The 18,263-nt window shown below is 46.7% G+C and carries 12 protein-coding genes; 10 read left to right on the top strand and 2 right to left on the bottom strand.

Annotated elements, in window-relative coordinates; all coding sequences use genetic code 11:
- The 9 genes from BKB51_RS19605 to BKB51_RS19565 all read left to right on the top strand — a co-directional run bounded on the left by BKB51_RS19605 (position 1) and on the right by BKB51_RS19565 (position 12,073).
- Complete coding sequence (locus BKB51_RS19605) at positions 1-1,224, top strand: aspartate kinase (protein WP_085902819.1); 1,224 nt, start codon at positions 1-3, stop codon at positions 1,222-1,224.
- A gap of 165 nt (positions 1,225-1,389) precedes the next feature.
- Positions 1,390-3,672 carry a phosphoenolpyruvate--protein phosphotransferase gene (gene ptsP / locus BKB51_RS19600; protein ID WP_085902818.1) on the top strand — a complete coding sequence of 761 codons (2,283 nt, stop codon included), beginning with the start codon at positions 1,390-1,392 and terminating at the stop codon, positions 3,670-3,672.
- A 119-nt stretch (positions 3,673-3,791) separates the two neighbouring features.
- A complete protein-coding gene (locus tag BKB51_RS19595; RefSeq protein ID WP_245813310.1) occupies positions 3,792-5,018 on the top strand; it encodes a helix-turn-helix domain-containing protein in 1,227 nt (408 codons plus the stop codon).
- 183 nt (positions 5,019-5,201) lie between these two features.
- On the top strand, positions 5,202-6,335 hold the full coding sequence (ispG, locus tag BKB51_RS19590; RefSeq protein WP_085902816.1) for a flavodoxin-dependent (E)-4-hydroxy-3-methylbut-2-enyl-diphosphate synthase: 1,134 nt from the start codon (positions 5,202-5,204) through the stop codon (positions 6,333-6,335).
- Positions 6,336-6,473: 138 nt separating this feature from the next.
- A complete protein-coding gene (hisS, locus tag BKB51_RS19585; RefSeq protein WP_085902815.1) occupies positions 6,474-7,718 on the top strand; it encodes a histidine--tRNA ligase in 1,245 nt (414 codons plus the stop codon).
- 62 nt (positions 7,719-7,780) lie between these two features.
- Positions 7,781-9,151, top strand: coding sequence for a glutamyl-tRNA reductase (gene hemA, locus BKB51_RS19580; protein ID WP_085902814.1), 1,371 nt, complete (start codon positions 7,781-7,783; stop codon positions 9,149-9,151).
- Positions 9,152-9,153: 2 nt separating this feature from the next.
- Positions 9,154-10,230, top strand: coding sequence for a peptide chain release factor 1 (prfA, locus tag BKB51_RS19575; RefSeq protein ID WP_085902813.1), 1,077 nt, complete (start codon positions 9,154-9,156; stop codon positions 10,228-10,230).
- 36 nt (positions 10,231-10,266) lie between these two features.
- Positions 10,267-11,139, top strand: a complete 873-nt coding sequence (gene prmC, locus BKB51_RS19570; RefSeq protein ID WP_085902812.1) for a peptide chain release factor N(5)-glutamine methyltransferase — start codon at positions 10,267-10,269, stop codon at positions 11,137-11,139.
- 184 nt (positions 11,140-11,323) lie between these two features.
- The gene (locus tag BKB51_RS19565; protein ID WP_085902811.1) at positions 11,324-12,073 is read left to right on the top strand and encodes a DUF4167 domain-containing protein; all 750 of its coding nucleotides are present in this window, start codon (positions 11,324-11,326) and stop codon (positions 12,071-12,073) included.
- A gap of 70 nt (positions 12,074-12,143) precedes the next feature.
- Here BKB51_RS19565 and BKB51_RS19560 read toward each other — a convergent pair whose 3' ends face one another.
- Positions 12,144-12,899 (bottom strand): MOSC domain-containing protein, encoded by a 756-nt coding sequence (locus BKB51_RS19560; protein WP_085902810.1) that lies wholly within the window; start codon positions 12,897-12,899, stop codon positions 12,144-12,146.
- Positions 12,900-13,521: 622 nt separating this feature from the next.
- Between BKB51_RS19560 and clpB the strand changes: the two genes are divergently transcribed.
- On the top strand, positions 13,522-16,113 hold the full coding sequence (gene clpB, locus BKB51_RS19555; RefSeq protein ID WP_085902809.1) for an ATP-dependent chaperone ClpB: 2,592 nt from the start codon (positions 13,522-13,524) through the stop codon (positions 16,111-16,113).
- A gap of 105 nt (positions 16,114-16,218) precedes the next feature.
- Here clpB and BKB51_RS19550 read toward each other — a convergent pair whose 3' ends face one another.
- Positions 16,219-17,706, bottom strand: a complete 1,488-nt coding sequence (locus BKB51_RS19550) for a M23 family metallopeptidase (RefSeq protein ID WP_218044098.1) — start codon at positions 17,704-17,706, stop codon at positions 16,219-16,221.
- Positions 17,707-18,263: the final 557 nt, after the last annotated feature.

Raw genomic sequence — 18,263 nt, 5'->3', positions numbered from 1 at the left:
ATGGCCCGAGTCGTTATGAAATTCGGTGGCACCTCGGTTGCTGATCTTGACCGAATCCGCAACGCTGCAAAGCGTGTTAAGGGAGAGGTCGAGGCGGGAAACGAGGTTGCGGTAGTTGTATCCGCAATGGCTGGTGTGACCAACCAGTTAGTCAGTTATGTTCAAGATGCTGGTTCGCTCTATGATCTGCGCGAGTATGATACGGTTGTATCATCTGGTGAGCAGGTGACATCAGGTTTACTTTCTATCGTGCTACAGGATATGGGGATCAATGCCCGATCCTGGCTTGGCTGGCAAAGTCCGATTGTGACCAATGCTGCACATGGAAGTGCCCGAATTGAACGCATTGAAGTCGATGATATTATTCGCCGCTTTGGTGAAGGTCAGGTTGCTGTTTTTGCTGGTTTCCAAGGTGTTGGACCTGATGGTCGAATTTCGACACTGGGCCGGGGCGGATCGGATACTTCTGCAGTGGCGATTGCGGCGGCCTTAAAAGCTGACCGTTGCGACATCTACACGGATGTTGATGGCATCTATACGACTGATCCTCGTATCGTGACCAAAGCCCGCAAGATGGAAAAGATCACCTATGAGGAAATGTTAGAGCTTGCTTCGCAAGGCGCAAAGGTTTTGCAAACCCGCTCGGTCGAAATGGCCATGAAGCACGGGGTGCGCGTTCAAGTTCTTTCCAGCTTTGAAGACAAGCCCGGAACTTTAGTTGTAGACGAGGAAGAAATCGTGGAACAGGCAATCGTAAGTGGCATCGCCTATAATCGTGATGAAGCAAAAATTACACTCCGTAGCGTAAGAGACACACCGGGTGTTGCGGCAAGCATCTTTGGTCCTTTGACTGATAATGCGATTAATGTGGACATGATTGTTCAAAATATTTCCGCCGATAAAAAAACCACGGATATGACTTTCACTGTTGCCAAGGCTGAACTGGACAGAGCGATTAAAGTTCTGGAAGACAGCAGCAATGGATTGAAATATGACAGCCTGGATTCAGATCCTGCGGTGGCAAAAATCTCTGTTATTGGTGTTGGTATGCGCTCTCATGCAGGGGTTGCTCAGAAAATGTTCTCGGCACTGGCTGAGAAGGGAATCAACATCGAAGTGATCTCTACGTCTGAAATTAAAATCTCTGTTTTGGTTGCCGAAGAATATACAGAGTTGGCGTTGCGTAGCCTGCACACTGCATACGGCCTTGATTCAGAAGATTAATATTATAGTATTAATTCTGTAATCGGTTTTCGTAGATAAGCAGTACTTAAAACCGACATGGGATTTATTTTGTTGGGTTATTGGCTCCGGACTATTGGCTCTGGGCTAGTAACCCAATATTTATAAGAACCTGATTTTTCACTGGTTGCGAGGACGCTGAATCTGATGACTGGCAAGAATGACAAAACATCGGCTTGGGGTGGGTCTCGTCGTTTGTTGAAGCTCTTGCGCGATCAGATGAAGGGCAAGTCCACCAATCAGGAGCGCTTGGCGCAAACGGTCAACCTTATTGCGCGGGACATGAGTGCAGAAGTGTGTTCTATCTATGTTATGCGCCGGGGTGAATATCTCGAGCTTGCGGCGACCATGGGGCTAAAGCCTGAAGCCGTTTATCAAACGCGTTTGCACAAGGGGGAAGGTATTGTCGGTCAGTGTGCTGCCTTGGCTCTGCCCATGGCTGTTTCAGACGCCCCCCGCCATCCTAATTTTGCCTATCGTCCTGAAACGGGTGAAGAACCTTACCAATCCATGTTGGGGGTGCCAATCCTGCGAAGTGGGCGTGTTCTGGGGGTTATTGCTGTCCAGAATGTTACCCACCGCCACTACGATGAAGAAGAAGTTGAAGCCCTCGAAACCATCGCGATGGTTCTGGCTGAGCTTATTGCAGGCGGTGCGCTTTCTGTCTCTGCGCTAGAAGCGAAGAGTTCCAAAGAGGAACTTGAGAAACCAGACCGGATCAAAGGTCTTTGCCTTAACGAAGGTATGGGTATTGGTCAGGCGGTTTTCCATAACCGGGGAATCGTCATCAATCGTATCATTGCTGATGATATAGACGAAGAAGTCGAGCGTCTGGAGAAGACCGTCAAGGAAATGCGCTCATCAATAGATGAGATGTTGACTAGAACTGATATTGCAGCGATGGGGGAACAACGCGAAGTTCTTGAAACCTATCGCATGTTTGCTGAAGACCGGGGATGGGTCGGTAAAATTACCGAGGCAATTCGTGTCGGTGGGATGACAGCGGAAGCCGCGGTACAAAAAATTCAAAATGAAACCCGCTCTCGGATGAGTAAGATCAGCGATCCCTATCTCAGAGAGCGCCTGGCTGATTTGGATGACCTTGCCAATCGACTTTTGCATCATCTGCTTGATCTGGATGAAGACAAACCAGAACTGCCCGACGAGTTTATCCTTTTGGCGCGCACGCTTGGACCAGCGGAACTCTTGGATTATGACTGGGATCGCCTGAAGGGTGTTGTTCTGGAAGAGGGTTCGCCAACAGCCCATGTTGCATTGGTTGCACAGGCCCTTGAACTTCCCATTATTGGGCGTTGCCGCGATGTATTGACCCGCATCCGCGAAGGGGACATGGTTGTTCTAGACGCATCGCATGATCAGGTTTTTGTCCGCCCGAAAGACGATGTGCTCAGGACGTTACGGACGAGTGTAAAGGACAAGAAACTTCGATGGGCAGAGGTTTCTGATGCACAGGATCTCGCCCCGGTTAGTCTGGATAACCAGCGTATATCTCTGAATGTTAATGTTGGGCTGTTGATGGACTTGCCGCATATGCATGCAGCCGGAGCGGATGGCGTTGGGTTATATCGAACTGAAGTTCCCTTTATGGTGCGCAAGTCCTTCCCCGATGTTGCTGAGCAGGCTGAATTATATCGAAAGGCGATGGATCGGGCTGAAGGCAAGTCAGTTGTATTTCGAACACTTGATGTTGGCGGTGATAAAGTTCTTCCCTATTGGTCGAGCGTGGCTGAAGAAAATCCGGCGATGGGGTGGCGTGCTATTCGTATCGGCCTGGATCGTCCAGCTTTGCTGCGTCAGCAGTTGCGCGCGCTTATTCGTGCCTGCGCAGGACGCCAGCTTGACGTGATGTTCCCGATGATATCTGAAACCGCAGAGTTCAAAGCTGCGCGCGCTTTGCTGGATCGTGAACTGGAACGCGAAAAAACTATTGGCGGCGTCTTGCCGGAAAAAATAAGAGTCGGCGCTATGTTAGAGGTGCCGGCGTTGATTTGGCAGCTGGTTCCCTTATGCCAAGAGGTCGATTTCCTCTCCGTTGGCAGTAACGATTTATTGCAGTTTGTTTTTGCAACAGACAGGGGCAATACGCGATTGGCACGTCGATATGATGCATTAAATCCTGGTGTTTTAAAGATGATGCAGAATATTGCGGAAACGACACATCAGGCTGGAGTGGACCTTTCTTTGTGCGGCGATATGGCGGGGCAACCACTAGAAGCCATGGCACTGATTGGGTGTGGCTTTAAATCGCTGTCCATGCCTGCGCAACAGGTTCCGGGTGCTAAAAAGATGGTGCGGTCGCTGGATGTGAACAGCATTAAACAGTTTGTAACAGGTTTGTTAGAGAAGCCTGACCATAGTGTACGTAGTGAATTAGAGAACTATGCAAAAACAGCAAACGTTGTGATTTAAAATAGATTTATTTGTTGTTTGTTACTGAATTTGTTACAACTTTCCCCTACGCGCCACAGGTGATCAGTGCTTAATACTAAGTGATGGTCACAGCTTGCAGGGAGGGGATTGTGGAAGCGATGCCGGAATCACGGGAAAATACATCCGGGGAAGACACCTCGGGACATAATGAACCCACTATAACCGTTGCGGAAATCCTTCGTACCGGCCGGGAAAAACGTGGACAGGATTTACGTTCTGTCGCGAATATTCTTCGTATCAGATATGTGTTTCTCGAAGCGATTGAGCGTGGCGATTTCGCCAGCTTACCGGGAGATACCTATGCATATGGTTTTGTGCGAACCTATGCGGGTTATCTGAACCTTGATAAAGACGAAATTGTTCGACAGTTCAAACAGGAAGTTCAAAATTATGGTGATCGGAAGCAGTTGGTTTTTCCAACGCCGGTCCCAGAAAGCAAGACTCCTGGGTTGGCTATTCTTTTGACATCTATTGTTCTGCTTGGTGTCGCTTATGGCGGATGGACCGCGATATCCCGTTTCGATGTGGATATTTCTGAATGGGTTCCTTTTCTGTCTGAAAAGAAAGTAGATACGACAGTTGAAGAAGTATCAGCAACAGGTGGGGATGCTGTTGTCCCGGCGCCTTTAGAGAATGTTGCAGAAACGGATGCGGCTGTTGAAAACAGTGTAACTTCTGTTGACAGTGCAACAACCGATAACTCACAGGAAGCTGAGATTTCGAATACTGAAGAGGCGGTTACGAATGTAGTTTCTGATGTACAAAGTCAGGGTGCACAAGAAACTACTGAAACAATATCGACGGCTATAATTCCTGAGGTTGTCACTGCAGAGACACAATCGCAAGAGGTCCCCGAGGTTCCGGAAGTTTCTCTGACAGGGAATGCTGAGCAGGGTGATGCTGCCGTTTCTGAGATCGCGAATGGGGATTTAACAGCTGAAGACTCACCGACGGAGGCTGTATCCGAAACGGATAATGCTCTGACTGAAACATCTGTTGCAGCGGTAACGCCTCCACCACCGCCAGAACCGGAAGTTTTTGGCGATGAAGTCGAGGCTTCGCCGATCTCTATCCATGCTGAGCGGGATACATGGATGCATATTGTGAATGGATCTGGTGAAGCAATTTTTAGCCGGGTTCTCAGGGCTGGATCTGTTTATAACGTGCCTAACCGTGATGATTTGGTTATGGCCACGGGTAATGCCGGCGGCATTACAATTAAATTGAATGGTAATGATTTGCCAAAACTTGGGGCTCTTGGGGCTGTTCGAAGAGATATTATTCTCTCGGAAGAAGGGCTTCTGGAGTCAATTACTGCAGAATAAACCTTCTGTTTCATAAGGTTAATCATATTTGAATTAAAGGCGTAGCCATAAAGCTGCGCCTTTTCTTTTTTCTGTCACTATTGCAGGTTTGAATGGGTAGCATCACATTAGGGGTTTCAGCTTGAATTATCATTGAAGAAAGCGCATGTTTCCTTTGCTTTTTTAGGGCACAGAGAGAGTTTGATGAGTATACGTCCTTGGCGAGACATTGTTCGCCGAAAATCACGACAGGTAATGGTTGGTAATGTTCCCGTTGGTGGAGATGCCCCCATTACTGTTCAATCAATGACGAACACCTTGACGACAGACGTGAAAGCGACTGTCGAACAGATTCATGCGATGGAAGAAGCCGGGGCGGATATCGTTCGTGTGTCTTGTCCAGATGAAGAATCGTCCCGCGCCTTGAAAGAAATCGTCAAAGAAGTCTCTGTACCCATCGTTGCGGACATTCACTTCCATTACAAGCGTGCCATTGAAGCCGCTGAATCCGGTGCAGCCTGTCTACGGATTAATCCGGGAAACATTGGTAAGCGCGAGAAAGTGCTGGAAGTGGTCAATGCCGCAAAAGATCACGGCTGTTCCATGCGCATCGGGGTGAATGCCGGATCTTTGGAAAAACATTTGCTGGATCGTTTCGGTGAACCCTGTCCGGATGCAATGGTGGAATCTGCTCTTGGTCATATCAGGATTCTGGAAGATCTTGATTTCAGAGAATTTAAAATTTCTTGTAAAGCATCAGATGTCTTCATGGCCGTTGCTGCCTATATGCAATTGGGTGAGGTGTGTGACTATCCGCTGCACATTGGCGTTACAGAAGCTGGTGGTCTGCGTACGGGGACGATTAAATCATCTATTGGGATGGGAAATCTTCTATGGTCGGGTATCGGGGATACATTGCGCGTATCACTTTCCGCTGACCCCGTTGAAGAAATTAAGGTCGGATTTGATATTCTGAAATCCCTTGGACTGAGACACAGGGGCGTAAATGTCATTTCCTGCCCGTCTTGCGCCCGCCAACAATTTGATGTGATTAGTACTGTTTCCGTCTTGGAAGAAAGATTAAGCCATATTACCACACCGATGACTGTTTCTGTTATTGGCTGTGTGGTGAATGGTCCCGGTGAAGCGACCATGACTGATATTGGTTTGACTGGTGGTGGCAAGGGAACGCATCAGGTGTATGTTGCTGGTATGCCCGATCATCGTCTCAAAGATCAAAGTATTGTGGACCACTTGGTGGGCATGATCGAAACCAAAGCTGCGGAAATTGAAGACGCAATTGCCCGGGGCGAAACACCACAGCAGATGGGTCACTAGTCATTTTCTCTGCAAAGCCTCTATAAAAGTATGTGGCTCGCTATCGTGGCTATGTACTTTTAAAAGGCTATTCCCTATAACCATTCCGGTTATTCTTAACCCATATTCTTATTTGTTTCTTTCAGGAGAACCCTAACGATGTCTTCTCTGCAACCAGTTCGCGGCACGCATGATCTTTTTGGCGACGATATGCGTCGACATCGCGAAGTGTTGAACATTGGACGCGAGATTGCCAATCGTTTTGGGTACGACGAAATCATTACGCCTATTTTTGAAAAAACAGAAGTCTTCAAGCGTACCTTGGGTGATACTTCTGATGTTGTCACCAAAGAGATGTATACCTTCCCAACCAAGGGCGGGGATGAAATTACGCTACGTCCGGAAAATACCGCGGGTGTTGCCCGAGCCTTTATGTCCAATGGTCTAAGTCAACAATTGCCGGTTAAGTTCTTTTATGGCGGCCCAATGTTTCGTCATGAGCGCCCGCAAAAAGGTAGACAGAGACAATTCCACCAAGCTGGTGTCGAGCTTCTTGGCGTTGATAAACCCCAGGGGGATGTCGAAATTATTTCTTTGGGGGTGCATTTTCTCAAAGAACTTGGTGTTTATGAAAATACAACGCTGGAGCTCAATACGCTAGGGGATCTCGAAAGCCGTCAGGCTTATCGAACAGCCTTGATTGAATACTTTTCTGGGTTCAAAGATCAACTTTCAGAAGATAGCTTGAGCCGACTAGAGAAAAATCCCCTGCGGATTTTGGACTCAAAGGATGAGGGAGATAGAAAGCTTGTTGTTGATGCTCCTGTTTTCTCTGATTATCTCAATGATTTGAGTAAAGATTTTTTTGCGCAAGTCAAAAGTGGTCTGGATGCTTTGGGTATTTCTTATGAAATAAATCCTCGCCTTGTACGTGGTCTGGATTATTACTGTCATACCGCTTTTGAGTTTACCACTACGGCGCTGGGTGCACAGGGGACGGTTTTGGCTGGTGGTCGCTATGATGGATTGATCAAAACCATGGGTGGACCGGCAACACCAGGTGTTGGCTGGGCCTCTGGCATTGAGCGTTTGGCGATGTTGATGACACGGCAAGTTGCGGAACCTCAACCTGTTGTTATTATTCCAATGGGTGAAGCAGCCGAGGCACGGGCACAAGTTTTGGCTGATGAATTAAGGTATGCGGCTTATCGTGTCGAAGTTGGATTTAGTGGTAATCTTAAAAAGCGATTGAATCGGGCCAATAAACAAAATGCTCGTGCTGCCATTATTATGGGAGATGATGAATTGGCTGCAAATTCTGCGACGCTTCGCGATCTTTCCAGTGGCGAGCAAGAACTTGTTAAGCTGGATGCTTTGGTTGATAAGCTTGCCGTTTATCGCTGAACTGTACAGATCCGGCAAAAGAGGCCTAAAATGGCCTCTCTTGCTTACAATCGTGATATCGTATGAATTCAGTTCCGCCCTTTATACCTGAACACCCTTTGATTGAACGCTCTGATCAGTTTGATCAGCTTGCAATTATTGGTGTCAGTGCCCGGACGGCGGGGAGACGGCTGCGAGACACTCTTTTTGTTGAAGAACCAGATTATTCATCAATTCTCAGCAAGCTAAAAATCAATGGCAAACAAAGCGTTGTTTTAATTGCGACCTGTGAAAGGTTTGACTTCGTTTTAGGCCGGATTGAAAACGACGATATAGATTTTTACCAGAATATAATATCGCAAGAAGCCAACGTTGATCTGGAGACTCTTCAAAAACAAAGCTATCAGCACACCGGGTTTGATGCTTTACGCCACCTCTTTGCGGTTGGGGCATCATTGGATAGCCTCATTGTTGGTGAGCCGCAAATTTTAGGGCAGGTAAAAGAGTGCCATCGTGTTTCAAAAAGCTTGGGATTAACAGATAGCTTCCTTGATAGTGTGTTCGATGCCAGCCTTGTTTCTGCGAAGCGTGTGCGTACGGAAACCACAATCGCGCAACAGCCAATTTCGCTTGCTTCTTCGGCTTTGCAGGTCGCTCGCGGCATCCATGGTGATTTAGCACGTTGCACGGTTGCATTAATCGGCAGTGGTGAAGTCGGGGAACTTCTTTGTCAGGAATTTAAGAGTGTTGGTATTGGCAATCTTGCTATAACGCACCCTAAAATTGGACGTAGTCAAACAGCAAGTTTTCGCTTGGGTGGAGAGGTTTGTCCTTGGGATCAGCTAGATGATCTTATTTCCAGAAGTGACATTGTTTTATCAGCCCATGGCGGTGGTGACCCTGTACTAACAACACTAAATGTTGGTGCTGCGCTTCGTAAAAGAAAGCGAAAACCCGTTTTCTTTATTGATACGACGGCAGCTCGGGATATCGCCCTTGATGTGAACAATCTGGATGGCGCTTATTCCTATAATTTGGAAGACCTTGAAAGTGTTGCAAAACAAGGTAAAGTCCACCGCGAAGCTGCTATGATGGCTGCATGGAAAGTCCTTGGCGATGAAATGCAGGCTTTCATTCGTGCAAAGGCAGAGAGACAGGCTGTTCCGGCTATTGCTGTTATTCGAAAACACTTTGAGGCGTTGCGATCGCAGGCTTTACTGGAAACCGGTGAAAATGCTGATACTGCAACGCGGTTGTTGATTAATAGACTATTGCATAATCCTCAGGTGGTCTTAAAAGAGATTGCCAGAGAAGATCCCGAGGGACATGTGCAGTTAGAACAATTACTGTATCGGGTTTTTGGTATAGAGACCGCTTTACTTGATAGTGGTAGAGAGGATAAGGGGTCCACAGAACGTTGTGAACTCCAAGAAAATGATGGAAAAGAGGACTAAACGTGAAGTTCGATGAAAAGCTAGATGCTGTTGTTGCCCGTTATGACGAACTGAATGCAGTCATTTCTACTCATCAAGACCCTGGATCTAATGAATATACCAAACTACTGCGGGAATTATCTGAGTTAACCCCTGTTGTTGAGACCGTTCAAGAGCTGCGTGCCCTTCAAACCGAGATGGCTGATCTAGCTGAGATGCTAAGTGATCCCGATGGGGATGCTGAAATGCGTGAACTAGCACAGGAAGAATTCTTGGAGCTGAAGCAAAAGCTGCCAGAAATGGAACAGCAGGTGCAGATTATGCTGCTGCCTAAAGATGTGGACGGCGAGCGTAATGCGATTCTCGAAGTACGGGCAGGAACCGGTGGCGATGAAGCTGGCCTTTTCGCATCAGAATTATTCAGAATGTATCAACGTTATGCAGAAGCAGCCGGATGGCGATTTGAAGCGCTGGATTATTCTGAAAACGGGATTGGTGGTGTCAAGGAGGCAACGGCCTTGATTACTGGAACTGGCGTGTTCTCTAATTTGAAATTTGAATCTGGTGTACATCGTGTTCAACGTGTGCCCGTTACTGAATCTGGCGGACGTATTCACACCTCGGCGGCAACAGTTGCTGTGATGCCTGAAGCGCAAGAAGTTGATGTTGAGATTAACCCGGCGGATTTGCGTATTGATACCTATCGTGCCCAAGGGGCTGGGGGACAGCACGTTAACACCACGGATTCTGCTGTACGTATTACACACGTTCCAACGGGTGTTGTTGTTCAATGTCAGGATGGCCGCTCTCAACACAAGAATAAAGAGCAGGCGATGAAAATGTTGCTGACTCAGATTTATGACAATCAGCGTCAAGAACAAGAACAAGAGCAGGCCGCAAATCGTAAATCTCAGGTTGGAAGCGGGGATCGTTCTGAGAGAATTCGAACTTACAACTTTCCGCAAGGACGCGTGACTGATCATCGAATCAATCTGACACTTTATAAGTTGGATAAGGTAATTGCTGGTGAAGCGCTTGATGAAGTGATTAATGCGCTTATTGCCGAAGATCAGGCTGAGCGTCTTGCCGAAATACAATAACCTAAGTTCATACTTGAGAGATTGATCGGTTTGAGGATGGTTTCCATAGAGCAAAACCCAAAGACGATTGCGGATTGTTTGTTGTCTGGAAATGAGAAGTTAACAGCAGCAGGAATTGATGATCCTCGCCTGGATGTTCGCTTATTGCTCGCAGAAGCTATTTCCAAAGAAACGTCTTATCTTTTTGGGTATCCTGAAAAAGTCCTGAGTAACGAAGAAATTGATCGTTTTCAGGTGATGATCAATAAACGATTAAAGCGTGAACCCGTATCAAAAATCATTGGGCGCAAGGAATTTTGGAGCCTGAATTTTAAGGTTTCTCGTGACACGTTGGACCCGCGCCCGGATAGTGAAACGCTTATAGAAGCCGTCCTCGAAGGCGTGTCGGATACCACACAACCAATTAAAATTCTTGATCTCGGAACAGGAACGGGATGCCTCTTGCTTGCCCTTTTGAGTGAGTTTGACGCCGCTCAGGGACTAGGGATTGATATCAGTGACAAAGCTCTTGCCGTCGCTAAGGGAAATGCAACCTCTTTGGGATTATCCAGCCGCGTTTCTTTTCAAGCTGGCAATTGGTGTGAAGGGCTAGAGAGCGGATGGGATATTATTATATCCAACCCTCCCTATATTGGGCTTGATGAGAAAAAAGCTCTGGCGCCTGAGGTTTTGAATTATGATCCGAACTTAGCTCTTTTTGCTGAAAATAATGGAATGAGAGATTATCAGATGCTCATTCCCCAGGCAGCGGTAATTCTAAATGAAGGTGGTATGCTTGTTATTGAGGCTGGGCAAGGGCAAGCGGATGGTATCAATGCGCTAATGACGGATGCCGGTCTTGTTATTTCTACTCCCAAAAAAGACCTTGGTGGCATTCACAGGGCCTGTATTGGACGTAAAAGCATTTAATAAATAATATAAAATTAACATTTAGGGCTTGGAAAGCTTGGAATATAGCTTTACGGTGTAACGATAAGTAGGGGCTTGGGGTGCCCCGGGGGTATTTACCGACAACTAGATAAATACGTCGTCAGAGTTTGAGACTCGTGACGTCTGTCGATACCCACGATTTAGCATTTAATTTAGCTTGCGAATGATGAGACAGCAAAATTCAAACAATTCGAACCGTCGCCCGCGTGGCCGGTCAAATAATAATAATCGGAAACCACAGCAATCGCGTAATGGTGTCTTCGATAGTAACGGGCCTGGGGGGCGTATCCGTGGGAATGCCTCACAGCTAAAGGAAAAATATCTACAGATGGCACGAGATGCTGCTGTTGGGGGAGATCGCGTTGCCGCTGAATCTTTCTATCAGTTTGCTGAACATTATTTCCGTGTCATTAATGATTCTACTGATCCAAATTCAGGCCGGAACAATCAACCTGATAATAATTACCGTAACAGAAATTCTCGTAACACCTCAGATAGTGATGCGAAGGCTGTTGATGGAAATGTTGCTTCTGAAAACGAAGTTGATGTTCCGCCGGCAATTGTCTTGAATGATGAAAGTCCAGCCGCTGACGATGATAGCCCCAAGCCAGCACCAAGAGGCCGGGTACGAACTCGTCGTCCTCGATATGAAGCTTCTGACGAGACAAAATCTGAGGCCAAGCCTTCTGAGAAGGTTACGCTAGAGATTAAAACAGATGATAATCCCGTTGAAGCGGCGCCTGCTGTTGTTGAATTACCTTTGGGTACTGAAGAAGCACCAGCAGAAAAGCCAAAGCGAAGAACACGTACACGGAAAACTGCTGAGACAGACACAGGCGAAGTGAAAACACCTCGCCCAAGAGGCAGACCGCGTAAGAATCCGATTGTGAAAGATACGACTGAGACAGCTTAGGTTTTCGCTTAACTTTCTCGCTGTTTTACAATTCGTTTCGTATAATATGCACCAGTTGATTTGATTTTATTTAGTCAATCGTCACTGGTGCATTTTTTTGGATAAGACCATCAGTTTTCACGCTGGCGTAGACACCCATATTTCTGTGGCCAAATCCGGATTGCAGGCTTTTGGGAATGTTAAGATCAACATCTGCAGTATCCAGATTTACGTTCGTGGCCGAACAGCGTCCGATTGGAGATTTGATCTCTAGCGTGATGTCTCCGACTTTAATCTCTTTTCCAATCCAGTTATTTTCTTCCCATGCTTTAAGTCCTTCAAGGTATAGATTTCCTCTAAACCGCATGGGGTCCACAGGATTTCTCACAACACGTTCAAGGTCTTTAACGCTTTCGGTGTTAATAAGAGAGATCTGTAAATCAGGAATATCTGTGAAGGCTGTGGCATTGTTTTCCACGATCTTCGGGGCGCCACGAACATCTGCTTCAAGGAAGCTTGCCAAAAACTGCTCTAACAGCATCCGTCCGGTTAAATCGGTTAATTTTCCTCTGGATACTCTTTTATCATTGCGCAAAAGAGTGAGTGTTTCTGTATCTTCGTCAAACTCTGATGTCAGCTGAGCGAGTTTAGGATTCTTTGCCAGCATTACAAAGTGCTTTTTTGAAAGCCAAGTAGGACCATTCGGAAACTCAGTGGACCCATGTGCAATGGCGAATCGTCTGTCGTAGGGAAAAATAGCGTCCTTTTCGACACTTACTTGATCCAGTTTTTCAGCACTTAGACCTTTAACAGGATAACGATAGATAGATTCTATGAACGCAGACATTTCTTTCCCCAATTTTTTTCTATTGTGTTGGCTGCGAATTATTTTTCAAGCCTTTAATAAATTTATAGGAAAATCCCTAGATTTTGAGCCAATTATTACTCGTTATAGGCGTGTTTGGAAATTTGACTGTAGATTTACTAACTGAAAATAAATAAAAAAATTTCTAAATGAGAATGATTTTCAGTTGCATAATGTTTTTTCATAGGCTAGCTTCCTTCTTGTAGTTCCTACCGAGGAAGACAACACAGGCTCTTCGGCGAATATCGCCAATACTTCGTGGTTTGTGCTCCTTCTGGGTATGTACTCATCTCTCCTGACGTAACTATGGGATTTCCCAACCCTGCCTTCGGGCAGGGTTTTTTTTGCCAAAATTATTTACCAAAGATAATCGAATCTATTTGTTGGGCGCAGGTTTAAAAATCGTTCCATTTCAGTGGTGTATCCCTCAAGAATCTGAATACTAAATCCTTGTATAGGATTAATCTGATACACATATGTTGAGTGACGGGTGATATTGATCAACGTCAGAGTTCCATCATGCTACTATTGTGGGTGATGGGTGGTATTGGCATCAACGATTGTGTGCTGCAGAGGCAGGCATGACGGAGAGGGCTTTAAAAATATGAATTTGAATAGTTATACTGAAAGAACCCAGGGGTTTATTCAAGCCGCGCAGGGACTTGCGCATCGTAGTGATCATCAAAGACTGACCCCTGAGCATATGCTGAAGGTGATGTTGGATGATTCTGAGGGACTTGCTACAAACTTAATTACAGCAGCAGGTGGAAACCCGTCCAAGGCACGGGAAGATATTGACCGCGCATTGGCAAAGTTACCAAAGGTCAGCGGTCAGGATGTAGGTCAGGTTTACCTCGCCCCTGAAACGGCACGCGTTTTCGAACAGGCAGAACAGATCGCAAAAAAAGCGGGTGATAACTATGTCACGGTCGAACGCCTTTTGATTGCACTTGCGCTATCAAAAGAGGCTGAATCCGGCAAAATTCTCAAAAATGCAGGACTAACAGCGCAAAACCTTAATGCGGCAATAAATGACCTGCGTAAAGGTCGGACGGCTCAATCTGCATCTGCAGAAGATAGCTATGAGGCTCTGAAAAAATATGCCCAGGACCTGACCAGTATGGCACGGGAAGGGAAACTTGATCCCGTGATCGGGCGAGAGGAAGAGATTCGTCGCACTATTCAGGTGCTTTCAAGGCGCACAAAGAATAACCCTGTTCTGATTGGGGAGCCCGGCGTCGGTAAAACGGCAATCATTGAAGGGCTTGCCCTTCGGATTGTGAACGGCGATGTGCCTGAAAGTCTCAGGAATAAGCAGCTCATGTCACTTGACCTTGGTTCAATGGTGGCGGGTGCCAAGTACCGGGGTGAATTTGAAGAACGATTGAAAGCTGTTTTGCAAGAAGTAACCGACGCGAGCGGAGAAATCATTGTCTTTATCGATGAGCTTCACACCTTGGTCGGTGCGGGGAAAACAGATGGTGCAATGGATGCGTCCAATATGCTGAAGCCCGCTTTGGCGCGTGGTGATCTCCATTGTGTCGGAGCAACAACACTTGATGAATATCGTAAGTACATCGAAAAGGACGCAGCACTGGCACGGCGATTCCAGTCTGTCGTAGTTGAAGAGCCTAATGTCGAAGATACGGTGTCGATCCTTCGAGGGCTAAAAGAGAAGTATGAACTGCACCACGGTGTTCGGATTACAGACTCGGCTCTTGTTGCAGCAGCATCCCTTTCGAATCGCTACATCACTGATCGCTTCTTGCCGGATAAGGCTATCGATCTTGTCGATGAGGCTGCCAGCCGACTTCGGATGGAGGTGGATTCAAAGCCGGAAGAAATCGACGAGATGGATCGTAAACTTATACAGTTGAAGATCGAGCAATCCGCCCTTCAAAAAGAAAGTGATAAGGGCGCGAAAGACCGTCTCGACAAGCTTAAGTTTGAAATCGCAGAGTTGGAAGAGAAGAGCAACACGCTTACCAGCCAATGGAAATCAGAAAAGGACAAACTTGCTAGTGCGCAGAAGATCAAAGAAGAGCTTGAACAGGCGCGTATTGAGCTTGAACAGGCAGAGCGAGATGGTCGCCTGGAAAAAGCTGGTGAACTGAAATACGGACGCCTTCCCGAGCTTGAAAGGGCTTTGGTCCAGGCCGAAGAAGCTGGCGACAGTCACATGCTAAACGAAGAGGTGCGTGAAGATGCGATTGCCGGGGTTGTCTCCCGTTGGACAGGCATTCCGGTGGATAAGATGCTGGAAGGCGAAAGAGAAAAACTCCTTCAGATGGAAGATCTGCTCAGAAAACGCGTGATTGGGCAGGATGAAGCTATTGTTGCGATTTCTAATGCCGTGCGTCGCTCCAGATCTGGTCTTCAGGATCCTAATCGTCCTATCGGTTCTTTCCTCTTTTTAGGACCAACAGGTGTTGGGAAGACAGAGTTGACGAAAACCTTGGCGTCATTCCTGTTCGATGACGAAACCGCGATGGTACGTCTGGATATGTCAGAATACATGGAAAAGCACGCTGTCTCACGTATGATTGGTGCGCCACCGGGATACGTTGGTTATGAAGAAGGTGGGGCCTTAACCGAAGCGGTGCGCAGGCGTCCTTATCAAGTGGTCCTTTTTGATGAAGTTGAGAAGGCGCATCCGGATGTATTCAATGTGCTGTTGCAGGTTCTCGATGACGGGCGATTGACAGATGGACAGGGGCGGACGGTTGATTTTAGCAATACGCTGATCATCATGACATCCAATCTTGGATCCGAAGTTCTGGCAAACCAACCGGATGGCGAAGACAGTTCTGTCGTGCGTGAGCAGGTAATGGAAGTTGTTCGTGCCTCTTTCAGGCCTGAATTCCTGAACCGCTTGGATGAAGTTCTTCTGTTCCATCGGTTGGAACGGCGTCATATGAGTTCAATCGTCGATATTCAGTTTAGTCGATTACAAAAACTTCTCGCTGATCGGGATATCAAGGCAAAACTCGACAATGACGCGATAGAATGGCTTGCGGAAAAAGGCTATGACCCCATCTATGGTGCGCGCCCACTTAAACGCGTGATCCAACGAGAGCTACAAAACCCGTTGGCTTCATTGCTTCTTGAGGGCACGATTCATGATGGCGAACAGTTAAACGTTTCTACAGAAGATGACGTTCTGACAATCAATGGCAGAAAGCTCGCTGTTACGTAATCGTTTGTTGTTTCTCTGATTGCTTTGATCTTAATGGGATGAAACACAAAAGGACCGCTTGATCTAACAAGCGGTCCTTTTGTGTTTTGAGATGTGAAGTCTTGATCAGTTCGTTTCGAGCTTTGCAATCGCTGCCGGCTGTTTCAGATCTTCAATCATTTTGTTGATCTTAGCTTGTTCCGTCTTGAACTTTTTCAGGTCAGCTTTTTTAAGCTTTTCACCTGCGGGCAGTTTTACGCCTAGCGGATTTACCTGACGTCCATTGAATAGCACTTCGTAGTGAAGGTGCGGGCCAGTAGAACGTCCTGTTGTCCCGACATAACCGATGACCTGTCCCTGACGTACACGCTTGGATTTGCGAATCCCTTTCGCGAATCCTTTCATGTGAGCGTAGGCTGTTTCATAACCGCTGTGGTGACGAATCTTCACATAGTTACCAAAACTGCTGAAGCGGTTTGCCCGTAGAATAACGCCATCACCCGCTGCATAAATTGGTGTGCCTCGCGGTGCTGCAAAATCGACGCCCTTATGCATCTTGGTATATCCAAGGACTGGATGCTTTCGCTTTCCAAAACGGCTGGAAAGGCGTGCACCATCAACAGGTGTTCTCATCAGTGCTTTTTTCGCGGACTGGCCTTTTTCATTAAAGTAGTCGGTAAAGCCACTGGATGGCGTGAAACGGTAAAGTTGTAGATCATCGCCAGAAAGGTTCAATTTGCCGTAAAGCATGTCACCTGTTCGGGCGAGATTACCATCTTCATCGTAATAGGCTTCGTAGACAACTTCGAAGCTATCACCCTTTTGAATTTCGCGCTGGAAATCGACATCAAAGCTATAGGCTCTGATCATCTTGATCATAATATCGTTGGGAACATCAACGTTCGTCGCGGCAAGATAGAGACTGCTTGTAATCTCGTTTGCGCTGCGTGCCATTTTCATGGTCAGTGGGCGTTGGATTTCTTCTGCTATATATTTTCTGTCCTCGCCCTCTGTCGTGCTGACCTTTACGATGCGTTCAACGCTTGGCTGAAACTGCATTGCTCTTAGAGGGCCGACATCGCGCTCTTTTTCATCTACAACTGGTTTTTTTACAGTCGGGTCTGATGGGTGCGCAAAGGTAAGGGCAATATCCAGTCCAGGCTTTATCTTACGCGGTGAATATACATCTGTAAGGGCAGTAATCGCACCATGGGCTTCTGATCTTGTTGCGCCTGCGGCAACAAGCAGACTCATAAGTGTGTCACCATGAGAAACGGTCACCATCTTCTCGATATCACTGGGTTCCAGTATATCGGCGGCGGTTTCTGTAGGAACGGCCCCAACGGCTATATACTCACTTGTAAGTAAGTCCGTCTTTAAGGTCGCGACAACTTCTGGTGATGCAACGGTAATTTCCTGCGTGTTGCTATTGGCGGAGATGGATCCATCTTCGGCCATTTCAACAGAGGTTGCTTTTGTCTTGTTTGTAACCTGCTCTTCTATAGGGCTACTACTGGAAAGCCAGAAATAGACTCCGCCAAGGGCTAGAATCGATAAGCTGCCTCCAAGTGCTGCATTAACCATAAAAGTAGGTGTGTGGAATCTATTCTTCACACGTAGTGCTCCGGAATCCGTGACGACATACGGCCGTATTCGATGTTGTTGTTATATAGAATCTCAATACTCTGCTCGGACAAGGTGATGTATTTATGGATTCCTGTCAATGTTTACTCGATTCTGTTTTTTAAGAAAGTCCCCCTTTTCTGCGGGGTTTACGGCACAATTGTCGCAAACAAAGGGCAAGATGATGGAAAAAAGTAAATAAAATGCAAAAAGGTCTTTGACAGTGTTGGTGTAGGGGCCTATAACACCGCTCACCGACGGGGCAGACGCTTCGACGGTACATCGGAAAGACAGAGTAAAAACAGATAGTTAGCGGAAGTTTTACGGAAGCTGATTTGAGAATTTGGATAGGATTTGATCCTTGAAAAAGTTTTTACAGAAATGTTTCAGATGTTCCTTGACGATAGGGAAAAAGACTATATATATCGTCTAGCTTTTCGGGGCCGGGTTTTCTTGGCTCCATTTTGTGAATTGTTGTTTGACATTGTTGATATGAATTGGAAGGGATGCGTGGACGGCGGTTTGTTGTTAGTGGCAACGAGCTAGCT

The sequence above is a fragment of the Kiloniella majae genome (genome assembly GCF_002118315.1).
GTDB lineage: Bacteria > Pseudomonadota > Alphaproteobacteria > Kiloniellales > Kiloniellaceae > Kiloniella > Kiloniella majae.
Note: the sequence above shows the minus strand (reverse complement) of the source record. Positions and strands in the feature narration are given on the sequence as shown.

Bases quoted from the DNA above. Each gene is read 5' to 3' on its own strand.
- BKB51_RS19605 (WP_085902819.1), top strand. From the start codon at position 1: ATGGCCCGAGTCGTTATGAAATTCGGTGGCACCTCGGTTGCTGATCTT.
- BKB51_RS19595 (WP_245813310.1), top strand. From the start codon at position 3,792: ATGCCGGAATCACGGGAAAATACATCCGGGGAAGACACCTCGGGACAT.
- BKB51_RS19565 (WP_085902811.1), top strand. From the start codon at position 11,324: ATGATGAGACAGCAAAATTCAAACAATTCGAACCGTCGCCCGCGTGGC.
- hemA (WP_085902814.1), top strand. From the start codon at position 7,781: ATGAATTCAGTTCCGCCCTTTATACCTGAACACCCTTTGATTGAACGC.
- prmC (WP_085902812.1), top strand. From the start codon at position 10,267: ATGGTTTCCATAGAGCAAAACCCAAAGACGATTGCGGATTGTTTGTTG.
- hisS (WP_085902815.1), top strand. From the start codon at position 6,474: ATGTCTTCTCTGCAACCAGTTCGCGGCACGCATGATCTTTTTGGCGAC.
- clpB (WP_085902809.1), top strand. From the start codon at position 13,522: ATGAATTTGAATAGTTATACTGAAAGAACCCAGGGGTTTATTCAAGCC.
- BKB51_RS19560 (WP_085902810.1), bottom strand. From the start codon at position 12,899: ATGTCTGCGTTCATAGAATCTATCTATCGTTATCCTGTTAAAGGTCTA.
- ispG (WP_085902816.1), top strand. From the start codon at position 5,202: ATGAGTATACGTCCTTGGCGAGACATTGTTCGCCGAAAATCACGACAG.
- ptsP (WP_085902818.1), top strand. From the start codon at position 1,390: ATGACTGGCAAGAATGACAAAACATCGGCTTGGGGTGGGTCTCGTCGT.